This window comes from Enterococcus sp. NPDC086594 (assembly GCF_044746145.1).
In the GTDB taxonomy this organism is placed as follows: Bacteria; Bacillota; Bacilli; order Lactobacillales; family Enterococcaceae; genus Enterococcus_D; species Enterococcus_D entomosocium.
Genome location: NZ_JBIVBP010000009.1, coordinates 30,763 through 43,285, shown reverse-complemented (window position 1 = coordinate 43,285; position 12,523 = coordinate 30,763). Strand labels below are relative to the sequence as shown.

The 12,523-nt window shown below is 42.0% G+C and carries 9 protein-coding genes; 2 read left to right on the top strand and 7 right to left on the bottom strand.

What is annotated here, in order from left to right; translation table 11 throughout:
• Window positions 1-79: 79 nt before the first annotated feature.
• The 6 genes from ACIPK1_RS12850 to cls all read right to left on the bottom strand — a co-directional run bounded on the left by ACIPK1_RS12850 (window position 80) and on the right by cls (window position 8,110).
• Window positions 80-931, bottom strand: a complete 852-nt coding sequence (locus ACIPK1_RS12850; protein WP_086316655.1) for a MurR/RpiR family transcriptional regulator — start codon at window positions 929-931, stop codon at window positions 80-82.
• 72 nt (window positions 932-1,003) lie between these two features.
• On the bottom strand, window positions 1,004-1,918 hold the full coding sequence (locus tag ACIPK1_RS12845) for an ROK family protein (RefSeq protein ID WP_086316656.1): 915 nt from the start codon (window positions 1,916-1,918) through the stop codon (window positions 1,004-1,006).
• 68 nt (window positions 1,919-1,986) lie between these two features.
• Complete coding sequence (locus ACIPK1_RS12840; protein ID WP_176273440.1) at window positions 1,987-3,249, bottom strand: prolyl oligopeptidase family serine peptidase; 1,263 nt, start codon at window positions 3,247-3,249, stop codon at window positions 1,987-1,989.
• 19 nt (window positions 3,250-3,268) lie between these two features.
• Window positions 3,269-4,741 carry a glycoside hydrolase family 1 protein gene (locus ACIPK1_RS12835; protein ID WP_400451077.1) on the bottom strand — a complete coding sequence of 491 codons (1,473 nt, stop codon included), beginning with the start codon at window positions 4,739-4,741 and terminating at the stop codon, window positions 3,269-3,271.
• 27 nt (window positions 4,742-4,768) lie between these two features.
• A complete protein-coding gene (locus ACIPK1_RS12830) occupies window positions 4,769-6,079 on the bottom strand; it encodes a PTS sugar transporter subunit IIC (protein WP_086316659.1) in 1,311 nt (436 codons plus the stop codon).
• A gap of 501 nt (window positions 6,080-6,580) precedes the next feature.
• Entirely contained in the window at window positions 6,581-8,110 is a 1,530-nt protein-coding gene (gene cls / locus ACIPK1_RS12825) for a cardiolipin synthase (protein ID WP_301389521.1), read from the bottom strand.
• A gap of 354 nt (window positions 8,111-8,464) precedes the next feature.
• On the opposite strand from cls, the gene ACIPK1_RS12820 reads away from it, so the two are divergent.
• Together ACIPK1_RS12820 and ACIPK1_RS12815 are read left to right on the top strand one after the other, a co-directional pair.
• Complete coding sequence (locus ACIPK1_RS12820) at window positions 8,465-9,886, top strand: cryptochrome/photolyase family protein (RefSeq protein WP_400451075.1); 1,422 nt, start codon at window positions 8,465-8,467, stop codon at window positions 9,884-9,886.
• Between the two features lie 421 nt (window positions 9,887-10,307).
• A complete protein-coding gene (locus tag ACIPK1_RS12815; RefSeq protein ID WP_035006924.1) occupies window positions 10,308-10,697 on the top strand; it encodes a YxeA family protein in 390 nt (129 codons plus the stop codon).
• 296 nt (window positions 10,698-10,993) lie between these two features.
• Here the strand turns inward: ACIPK1_RS12815 and ACIPK1_RS12810 are convergent, their stop codons facing one another.
• Window positions 10,994-12,442: a helix-turn-helix domain-containing protein gene (locus ACIPK1_RS12810; RefSeq protein WP_194199876.1), complete on the bottom strand. Its 1,449-nt coding sequence runs from the start codon at window positions 12,440-12,442 to the stop codon at window positions 10,994-10,996.
• Between the last annotated feature and the right edge of the window lie 81 nt (window positions 12,443-12,523).

Genomic DNA, 12,523 nt, shown 5'->3' with positions numbered 1-12,523 from the left:
AGCCACCCCTAAACGAAAATAGTCCCACAGTTAGCTATTCACCGCTTAAAAACACAATTTTCAGGCACAAGCTCCCCTTTCAGATATTCCGATACTTCAAGTAAGAGGCACGTAAGTTCTCAATGTTTTCTTCGTAGCGCTCTTTAAAGAATACTGAGTAGATGGAATCAAACAAAAATTGAAAAATGATCGTAATCGCAAAATCAGCGATCTTGTCTTTTTCATGATCGATCGGGCCTACTACGAGGTTGCGATCGCCATGATGATTGAGTAAGTGGTCATCAGATGAGCTGATGACCACCATTTTCACTTGATTGCCTTTTAAAATCTTTGCTAGCTCCAAGTGACGCTTTTGAACAGGATAATAGGAAGCATATATCGCAATGTCTTGGGTACCTGCCGATTGTGCAAGTGAAATTTTTTGATAGAGATTTGCAGGAACTGTGACCCTGGCACCACAGCTTTCCATTCGATCTTTAAAAATTTTTGCTACATGCAGCTGTTCATCATCGACAAACACAATAATATTGACAGCATGGATCAAGTCCACGGCAATCTGTTGCAGATCTTTGACACTGATAAAAGTCGTTGCCAAAAATAACGAGCGCTCGTACAAATCTCTTAAATTTGAGATGACGGTAAACGCAGAATCTGTTTTTCCAAATGGAATATTCAAATCTACTTTTTTATCTGCATGCTGTAATTGATCGGCATAAGAGGCAGTGACCATTAATTTCAATTCATTCAACCCGGAATACCCCAACTTTTTGCAAAAACGATAGATGGTAGCTTTAGAAACAAATGCCAATGAACTGATCTCACGAATGGTCATCTGTGTAAAAGCAACTGGGTCCTTATTAATCAAATCAATAATGTTGTGTTCTGTATCAGACAAATATTTGACACAATTCAGTTTTGCAAATAAATTCATGACTATATCTCCCAAACGATTTTGCACCGAACGATTTCTGGTCTTTTTCTAAACGCAGAGTGTCTCCCATGCTCATATAAGGTTGTGTTTTACTTTTTTCACTTTATTTAAATGATGATTCATCAAGGCGCCAATCAAATTCGCGTCATTTCGAAACTTGCACGGAACGATCTGCGGCACTGCAAGATGATATGTGTGTTTCTCTTTCAACCGATCAATGCTTTTTTCGATTTCTTGGATAAATCGTTTTTGCTCACTGATTCCGCCCCCGATAGCAAATGTCTCGGGATCAAAAATATACTGCAGGTTGAACAAATGAAGGGCGATCGTATCACAATACTTTTCTAGAACGCCTTGCAGTTCTTTGTCGCCTTCCTCAATCAGTTGAAACAGCAACTCACCACTGAGCGTGCCTTTTTCCATCCCTTTGACTCGTTCTCCTTCACTAACCAGCGACAGAACACTGCCAGAAGCACCGAAATAAGCGGCTGGTTGATGGTACGCATCGGTTTGCTGGACAAAACTAAACTCTCCAGCGATCCCGCTGCTGCCGCGATGTAGGCGATTATTGATGATCAGTCCACCGCCGACACCAGTGCCAAAGACCAAGACGATGCCATGATCTGTATGCGCCAGCGCTCCGACCCACGATTCTGCCAATGCCGCGCATTTGCCGTCATTTTCTACCGAGATCGGCAAATCAGTGAATGTATGAAAGAGATCAACGATATTTGTCTGTTCTAAAAAGGTCAGCACACCAGCGGTATGGGCATAACCGTTGAAGACATCAATTTTCCCCGGCATACTGATGGCGATACCATCGACTTGCCCTTCGAATTGCCGAAAAATTTCTTCGACAGCGACTAAAAAGCAGGCTTTCTCTTCAAGAGGTGTTTTTACTTTCCCTTTGTAGAAAATCTCGCGATCCCCCGTCATTAAACAGTATTTGATGTAACTGCCTCCTATATCATAAACAAGATAATTCATTGTTTACCCAACTTTCTCAAAAAATATTTCACCTCGGAATATATGGTATCTTCCGAGGTGATAACCCATTATCGTTTTTGCTTTGCTAGCCAGTGAAACAACGACTGGGTTTCATTCGCAATCTCACCATTATAAACTGGAATCCATGCCCAATGATCATTGTAGCGATACGGTGCCCCCGTACCGTCCTGATAGCAGCCTGTTTCGTCCGTTATCGCTTCAAGTGCAGTCACGTGAAGATTCGGATGGTTCATCGCTTGTAGCGTTTCATATAATGACTGACTATGCTCGTTAAAGGAAACGACTTGATCGTGAATGCCATGAGTCAACCAAAGTGGGACCTCCTTGAGGCCTTCAAGTTGTCTTTGATCGAGCCATTGTGTCTTATAGGCCTGACAAATAGGAAAAGCTGCCGCGAAAAAATTGGGCTTTCTTAAAAGCAGATTGATGGTCATAAAGCCGCCATTGGAGCCGCCGCCTAAATAGATCCGCGTTGGATCGATCGTTTCAAAGGTCTGAACTGCTTCATCAATCAAACGGCTGACAGCTCGGGTATACTTGCTGGTGCCATCTTGAGTGTAACCGCCGCTTCCATCGTTCATCCACATATCTGGCACTTGAGGAACCAGAACATAGGCGCCACCAAACATCGCTTGTACTTCGGGATCAGCCCAAGCAACCACTTTATTGCCCAAAAGCGCAATTTCAGGATCGGTTCCGCCTTCGCCCGCGCCGTGCAAAAGAATGATTAGGGGATGCTTCCCTTTTTCCTTCGGTTCAAAAAGTGCATGGTGTAAAGTGATCTCACCAAACTCAGCATCTTCATAAAAAAATTCTTTTTGCAGAAATTGCTCGGTCCCTTCATAAACGGTTTCTTCAAACTGTTGGTTCGTCAAAACGAGCTCGTTCAAAGAAGAACCATTAATACACAGAGGCTTCTTTAGCGTGATCGTATACATCGTCTGTCGCTTTTGATTCAAAAACAACTGTGGATTAAAGACAAAGGGTGATGTCAACGGGGCATCGGGATGAACCTGCAACGCCAATGTAACGCACGTCGTCGGCAGATCGACGGGTTGCTTTTGTCCTGTCGAATCAGATAAATAAGCCTCTTTGAGTTCGATCTTGCCTTTTATCTGCTTTGGTATTTTCGTCGACCAATCAAAGCCTTCTTTTTCTCCTAGTACTTCAAAAAACGAGGCATCTACTTGCTCATCGATCACTTGTCCAAAATCAATCACAATTTTATGGTTTGCCGGTCCCCAATCGTATCTTTGGCAATGGACGGAATACGTAATCTGGGTAGGTGTATCAGTCTCTGTCTTTGTCATAAAAAACCTCCAGGTTGAATCAAGACTTTGCTTGGATCGAGGTGCCATTAGACTCAATCACTTTTTTGTACCAGTAAAAAGATTTTTTCTTTTTGCGGGCAAAAGTCCCTTTTCCAGCATCATCCAAGTCTACATAAATGAACCCATAACGTTTTTTCATTTCCCCTGTTCCTGCAGATATGATATCAATACAGCCCCACGGTGTATAGCCCAGTAGTTTCACGCCATCATGTACAACCGCTTTGATCATCTGCTCAATATGGGCGCTGAGGTAAGCGATACGCGCATCATCGATGATCTCGTTTTGTTCGTTAAAAGTGTCAAGTGCGCCTAAGCCGTTTTCTACAATAAACAACGGCAGCTGGTAGCGATCATACAATTGGTTCAATACGATCCGCAAACCTGTCGGATCAATCGGCCACCCCCACTCCGATTCCTCTAAGTAGGGATTCTTTACCGCTTCCATCATATTGCCGCGGCTCGTTTTTTCTTGTTCTTTTGTGGAGATGACCGCTGAATTGTAGTAACTAAAAGAAAGAAAATCGACCGTCCCTACGCGTAAAAGATCAAGATCATCTGATTCCATGACCAGCTGCCAGCCGTTTCGTTCATACTCCTTCAAGGCATATTCAGGGTAATACCCACGGCATTGGACATCACTATACAGATATTTGAACATTCTAGAAACTTCGATTTCCCGCATACTGTCGTTTGGATTAAAGGTTTCTGGGTACATACCAGCACTGGCAAGCATCATTCCAATTTGAAAATCGGGATTGATTTTTTTGCCTTCAATCACGCAGCGGGCACTAGCAAGAAAGACATGATGCAATGCTTGCGCCCTTTTTCCTAAGTCTTTTCCTTTGATCCCTAAAAAAACATAGCCATTCAAAAAATTGATTTCATTGAAGGTGATCCAGTACTTCACTTGCTCTTTAAAACGATCGAACAGCAAAACCGCATAGTCCAGAAAATCTTCAATCGTACGCCGATCCAGCCATCCTTCACGACTTTCAGCTAAAGCCAGCGGCATATCAAAATGATTTAAGGTAACGATTGGTTCAATGCCGTATTTGAGCAGTTCATTGAAGATCCTTTCATAGAAGAGAATTCCTTCTTCATTAAGCGATTCTTTCGTTCCATCAGGAAAAATCCGTGTCCAGATGATCGACATCCGATAAGCCTTGTAGCCTTGTTCAGCAAATAAAGCAATGTCTTCTTGCCAATGATGGTAAAAATCTGTGGCGCGATGGCTAGGATAATACTGATTTTCGTCTAAGTATCCTTGGCAATCCGCTGGCATTCCTTCATACATAGAAATGTTGCGGATTTTGCCTTGCGCATCTTTCACAGTAAGTTGACGGGGCTGTTCCTGACTGCCGCTGGTAACAATATCCAATGTAGATAGTCCTCTGCCTCCTTGATCAAAGCCCCCCTCATATTGATTGGCGGCGGTAGCGCCGCCCCATAAAAATCCTTCTGGTAAACTCATGTTATTGACTGATCCTCCTGTCTTTCTTTAGACCGCCTCTGTGACTTTCTCTGCCATAACCTCATCTTCAAGCGCTTGCTCTTCCGCCAATGCCAGCTTGTCGGCTTTTAAGAAAAACGGCAAGTAGATCAACCCATTGATACAAATCGCAATGACTACCGCAATCACACCTTTGATCCCGATGGTCAAGATCGGTCCAATGAAGGCTGGCATGATCCAAGGCAGTGAGATCGAAGGATTCAGTGTGTCATACACCCCAAGATTGTAGCCGATGATCCCTATAATCCCATTCACCAAAGAAGTACTGACCATCGGAATAAAGAAGATCGGATTCAACATCAGTGGCAAACCAAACACTAATGGCTCATTGATGTTAAAGATCGCTGGTGCCAAGCTGAGTTTCCCAAGAGTTTTATAGCGCTGTGATTTCGAAATAAAGGGAATCAGCAACGAGATTCCTAAGGTATTGCCCGCACCTCCAAGTGCATAAAAAGCCATCACCGCTGAAAATGCCAAATGCGGCATCGGTTCTCCCTCCATAAACGCCGTTAAATTGGCAACCCCTGTAGCCATTAAAACCGGCAAGTAAATACTGAGGATCGTATTGGGATGGATCCCAAAAAACCAGAAGATCGAAATAGTGATCATAAAAATAATCGCCGAAATCGGTGTTGCCCCCAAGTTCATAATCGGTGCTCCGACCACGCCATTGATAAAATCAAAATAATCGCCCCACGCAGTTAGACTAAAGCCGATGCGAGCTAAGCAAACAAGTACAAATATAATAATGGCAATAAAGGTCGGCGAAAGCGACTGGGCAACCATTGGCGGCACCGAGTTTGGCAGTTTAACGACCAAGCCTTTTTTGTCCAATACACAATATAGACTAGACACCAATAGCGCTACGATCATCCCGCCGAAAATACCATTACTGCCGATATAGTCAAAATTTAGTCCGGCTACTTCGCCCCCATCATAGGGAATCACTTGCGGCATCAAAACGAAAAACGAGGCCAAAGATAATATCCCACCGGTCACAGGACTTGAATTTCTTTCATTGGCATTATGATAACCAATCATAAACGTCATATACAACGCAGTAATTTCCATTGTCACCTTGATAGTGGCACGCATATGTTCATCGATCCCAGTTTGCGCTAACCAAGCCAACCAAGGCTCAACGGGCAGATTGACTAAAATAGCTATCAGACTGACCCCCAATGTCAATGGCATGGTAGACATCGCCCCATATTGAATCGCTCGAATCGCTTTTATCTGACTAATTTTCCCCATTACAGGCATTATTCGATCATTGATGATAGATTTTGATTCACTCATAGTTTTCCTCCCTGAAAAAAATTGGCTTTTAATCACATCAAGTTTCTCCGGATAAAACTCTTGTAACCGATTTCAATATCTCGTAAATTATTGCTTATTTCAATAGGCAGCCTTGAAACTGAAACGTTTGTTTCACGATTCGTCATGAAATAGCGTGGAACATGAAAAAGAGGTCTCATTGTTCCCCGCTTCTTCAAAAACGATCTTCTGAAGACACGAGCAGCTCCTAGCATTCCCTCCTCACATAAAAACGGGGCATTACACACAAAAATCGAATGATCGTGGACAGATTCAGGTGAACGCACCGTCTCACTCACCCCCATCGCTTAATCACTACAAATCCTAGCAATTCGCTAGACTCTCCATCCATGCAGCCAATAGATTAGCACAAACAAAAAATAATCCCTAGCTGAGAAGATGCTATCCGCTAGGAATCATAGGGCAATCATATATGAGACTGATGGATCAGAAATAATTCATTCTTTTGTTCACTATCTTCCTTCAAAGAATCGGAACAAACAAGCCACTGATTTTTTCTTTTGTTTTCGTCAAAAGGCTTCTGGCTTGCCATTCTTCTTTTTCTACTAATTTTGCACGAGCTAAGTCTTCCATAAATTGCTGATTTAACTCTGTGATTATGTTAGACGGTCCATAGATGAACATAGATAACTCATGGTTAAGGTAAAAACTACGAATATCAAAATTTGTTGACCCGATCGTTGCAGCAAACTCATCGACGATCATATATTTACAGTGAATAAAAGCAGTCTCATCATAGGTGTAGACTTCGACGCCGGCAGATAATAAATCATCAATAAACGAATTCGTGCCATGAAAAGAAATTCCTCGATCCCCTTTTCCCGGCACAATCAATTGCACGTTGATCCCACACCGTGCTGCTCTTCTAAGCGCACCTAAACTTTCTTCATCAGGAATAAAGTAAGGCATGGCGATCTTAATCGAATCCGTTGCCTTTCCAATGAGATCATTAAAGGAATCCTTAATGATTCGCTCGCTATCATAGGGTCCGCCGTAGATTACCTGAACGATTTCCGAACCGCTTTGAACGTCGGTCTTCAACGGAAAATACGTAGCTGTCTGTGTCAAAAAATGAGTGACCGTTTCTTCCGTCTCATCAAGAAAGAGCCAATCATAAATAAAACACTCTTGAACTTCTAGAACAGCAGGTCCTTCTATCCGGATGTTTGTGTCTCGCCAATAAGAAAACTTACTGCCTCGCCCACTATATTCATTTCCAATATTCATGCCTCCTGTATGTGCAATCTCCCCATCAATAACGACCATTTTACGGTGATTGCGCCAGTTCGCTTTATTACTTAGCCAAGGCGAGTTCAACAAATCATACGTGCGCACCTCTACTCCATTCTTTCGCATCAATAATAACAATTGATTAGGAAAGGCGATCGACCCCACGCTATCATACATAAACCGAACTTCCACCCCTTGTTTGGCCTTTTCGACCAGAACATTTGTCAGCTCCTCCCCTGTTTCATCCCCTTTAACGATATAAAAAAACACATGCACATGATGCTTGGCTTTCTTGATATCTTCCAGCAAAGAAGCGAATGCCTCAGCGCCTTCGTTTAATACAGTCAGATGATTATTAGTTGTGGGATACTTGCCCGAAAGATGAAAAATCTCAGTGGAGAGATCATGTTTCCCATGAATGACCTCTGAATGTTCTTGCAAAATAGCCGAAACCGTTCGCTGCACTTCCCGTTCATTTTGTATCTGCTGTTTGGGCAACTTCCTTAATCGAGGTTCACGACCAATTAAATAATACAACATGACTCCTACAATCGGTAAAAACAATAAAGCTAAGATCCAAGCAATCTTCGAAGTTCCATCCCTTTGATCAAAAACCACTAAGTAGCCACAAAGAAGAATCGCCAAAATTTCAATGGCCTGCCAAGCATAAATCATCTGATTTAAAAAGAGAATTAATCCAACCGTCACAAGTATCAGTAAAAGCGTTAAAATTTTGTATTGCTGTAATTTGTTTTTGATCATCCTTCACTCCATCCAAATATGCGCTTATTAATAAACGCTAAAGTAAAAAGCCTCACTATATACTATGATTATATACGTTCTCGTTACGCAAATGTAACTCATTTCATCCCCTACTACTCATTTTTTACCTATTATTTATTAAGAAGAGACGATTTGCAGAAACGAAACGGTAAATGACAAGCGCCTATTCAAATCGGTGCACCAATTAAAACAAACCCTGTAAGCATCCCTCGACTTGTTGCAACAGCAATTTTCCTTACGCAATCGCCAAATTTGAATAAATCCCATCTTTCCTTTACTATGAACGAAATCCGATCGTTTTTTTAGCACGGTTATACTATCAAGGAGGTTGTTATGGCAATTCATGTGATGTGGTTTAGAAAGGATCTGCGCTTAGAGGACAATACGGCGCTTACTGAGGCGCTTTTGTCTCTTCAAGCAAACGACCAATTGTTGTGTGTGTTTCATCTCAATGAAAAGCAGTTTCTCCCCGATGCACCAAGCCATGATTACTTTTTTAGCGCGGTTGCTCACTTTATCGAGGCTGCCAAAAAGCAAAATCTGACGATCCACCTCTTGACGGGAACGTTGACAGAAGCCTTTGATCAGTTGTTCGCTTGCTATCCAGAATGGAGCCAGCTTTACTTCAACTTTGATAACCGTGGATATGGTCGTAAACGCGACCTCTACATAAAAGAATTGGTCGAGAAAAAAGGCGTCACTGTCCATTCCTTTGAAGAACATCATCTACACCAACCAACGGAAGTCACCAAAGAGGACGGGACGTATTACAAAAAATTTACGCCCTATTATAAGAAATGGATCCAACTGCCCAAACCGGTGTATCAAAAGCAGGCCCTTGATTTTGAAAAAGCCGCTCATTTTAATGATGCCCCTCACTTCAAAGCAGGGACAGCGCTGCTTGCTGAGGTGCTAAACAATAGAAAGACCGATTTTTCAACGATCGTTGGGGAAGACTATGCGCATAAACAATTGCAGGCCTTTGTGCAAAAGCGTTTGGCCGCCTACGAAAAAGACCGTGATCTCCCTTCGATCAAAGGAACCAGCCGCCTGTCTCCTTTCTTGTCTTTTGGACAACTCTCTATTCGGAAGGTTTGGGCCGCTTGCCAAGGAATGCCATCCAGCACTGGCAAAGCGACCTTTTTAAAAGAACTGGCTTGGCGAGATTTTTATCATATGATCTACTTCACTCATCCGGAGCAAAAAAACTATGAACTCATTGAGAAATATCGAAACATGGATTGGCAAAAGGATGAAGAGGCGTTTAACAAATGGCAAGCAGGACAAACCGGCTATCCGATCATTGATGCCGCGATGCGGCAGCTGAATCAAACCGGTTGGATGCATAACCGTCTACGGATGATCGTCGCTTCCTTTCTAACCAAAGATTTATTGATCGACTGGCGGCAAGGAGAAGCCTATTTTGCTCGACAATTGATCGACTACGACGCTGCCAGCAATATCGGCGGCTGGCAGTGGGCAGCTTCGACTGGCACCGATGCGGTTCCTTACTTTCGAATTTTCAACCCCATCACTCAGGGGAAAAAATTCGACAAAGAGGGGACGTTTATCAAACAATTTGTTCCCGAACTCGCCCAGTTGCCGCTAAAATTCATCCACGAACCTTACCTGATGACTGACGAAGAACAAGCCGACCTAAAGGTAGTTTTAGGCACCGACTATCCGTTGCCTATAGTCGACCATAACGAAGCCAGGAAAAGAGCCCTCGATTTGTATAGTAAAATCGAGCCGTAAGCAGCTGTCATGGCCTGCGCTCAAACATTTTCAGTAGAAAAAAACCAGCAAAGACGCTCCATAAGAGCTCGTCTTTGCTGGTTTTTTATTAAACTGATGCGCCGTTTTTCATCTTTCTATAGTGAAAAAAACAACGACACGTCTTATCAAATAGTCTGCTGGTGAGCATACAAAAAAGAAACATTTTCCATGCTGTGTTTTTTTATTAAGGTCTTTTCGCCTGATTCCGCACTTATTTCTAGTCACTCTAAGCAACAATCCCCTGACGATTTATAGATAGAACCCTTTATTAGCGGCGTTCCCCACTTTTCCACGACTGGCTAGTAACATTTCTCCTTGCAAAACTGTTCGTCTGTTGAAAGGTCATCTATAGAACCATTCTGTTATAATAGCTCCATATTTGAGGATAAGGATGGTTTATATGAAAAAAATAATCGGATTCGTCTTAGTCGTACTTTTAGGGTTTGCCGGATACAAAGGCTATGAATATTATCAATCCACCTACTCAGGACAAACAGCTTACGCGTATGTCCCATCTGAGATTCTCCCTAAGGTAGAACATGAAAGTAAAAGCGGCATCGGCGACCAGTCGCCTTGGTATTCTTACGATTACACGTTAAACTTTGTAAAAGAAGATGGTAGCACACAAACACTCGAGGTTTCATTATCAGAAGATAACGCAAAACCCTTAACCCCAAATTCTTATGTAAAAGCGGTGATCAGTGAAAAGCGCACAATAAAAGGCCCGAATAGCGTTGAAAAAGATGCAATTCCCAAAAAGGTTCTAGAAAAATTAGAAAATCAGAACTAACGATTGCAGACTCACATCATTATGTGGGTCTTTTTTTTACATCCTTCCAAAACCAGCATTTTGAATCCCTTCTGTTATTTTCACGCTTGATGTCTTCTGCTCTGTTGCGATACGTTATACAAGGATACTGGACACATTATCTAGCAGAAAGCTGCTTGACTGATCCCTGTTTTCATTCCGTCATCAATGATAAGAGCAATTCAAGCGCCTTTTCCTTTCCCTACTTCGCAGATAATTGAAAAAGCAGCGAATCACCTATCCGTTGACTCGCTGCTTTTTAACTAACAAGTGATGGCTCACACCACAAAAGAATGATACTTAGAATAAGCAATTTGATCGACGATTGCAGAAACCTGATTGACGTCTAAATCGGCACCAATGGCGGTCACTTGATAAAATTGGTCATAATTGTTCCCTAATTGGGGGAGATTGGCATTGGAAATCAACAAGTCAAACGTCTCGTCCGGAGTATAGGGTAAAACAACAACATTTTGCTTGCCTTTTAGTTCATTTTTTAACAAGTAAATCGAAGCATCCGCCAAAAGACTAGAGCACATATTTAAGACCCCGATCCGTACCCGATATTCTTCTTTAGGCGATAACATATAAATTAAAAAGACTAGGCGTTTCTTGAGATAGTTGAGTTTCGTGGGCGTAAACAAGTTGGTCGGTGCAATAATGTGTTCCAGAATGTCTGAGATCACTTGATCCCGCAAGGAATTGTGAAACATTTTGTGGTAATAATTTAGCGTGACTCGATCGATGGAATAATTCACTCCATGAAAGTAATAAACTTGTGCGATTAAGGAAAAGACATTGGCTTTGATATCGATCGTCGTATGCGAGGCATCAAGACGATAAATGGACTGGATTGCTGCCATGACTTCATCGGTGATCTCAAAGACGGGATTTTTATTAGTGTACAGTCCTAAGCGAAGTTCCTCGTAAGGAATCCCGCCCACCGTAATGAGGAAGAGACAGATAAAGAATGGCACGATCTTCGCTTCATCTACTGAGCAGATACATTTTTTAGAAGCATAGATCTGTCGAATAAAGTGACAGAGGGGCATCTCTTGGCAACGCTCAATTTGGGTTTGTTCTTCCGGACTTAAACTTCCCAAGGTCGTGTGAGACGTGACTTTTTTCATAATCACATACAACCAGATCTTCAGCTGCTTTTGTTGGGCAATCGATAAGGTTATTTTTTTCGCTAACTCCGCAACCAGATCATCGATCAAAACAGAATCGATCGTTGTTGCACCCATTTTGAAAAAATTATAGTAAAAATAAATGCGTTGTGTCATCGTTCCAACTAGTTTTTTGTTTCTGATCTTTAATTCAAAATGCTGCAACAACTGATTGCACTCAGCAATCAACCGATTGAGGGTCCCCACACTTATGTTTAATTCATCAGCCAAGACGAAGGCATCATAGCCTGCATGTTGAAACAAATAATGGATGATTTGATATTTAGCAGATTTTTTCAATAGCGTGTCGGTCAAATCATCCAGTGAGACACTATCGGTTACTTGCAGTTCCAACGTATAACGATTGATGATAAATGAGACCTTCTCATTTTTTAGTTGCCGTTGAAGGCTCTCTGATAATTTCGTCAAGGTCGGCATCGTAATATCTAATTCCCGACACGCATCACTTTTTTTGATATGACCGGTCGATAAATACAAAAATTTGAGCAAGATATACTCTAATTTTAAGTCCTTATCCAGTAAGTCTTCTTTATACATGACTGTTTTTCCTCCAGTGTAAATCTATATTCATTCAGAATAGTTACAACCAATTTACAGAAAAAGATAGCAGTACGTTAC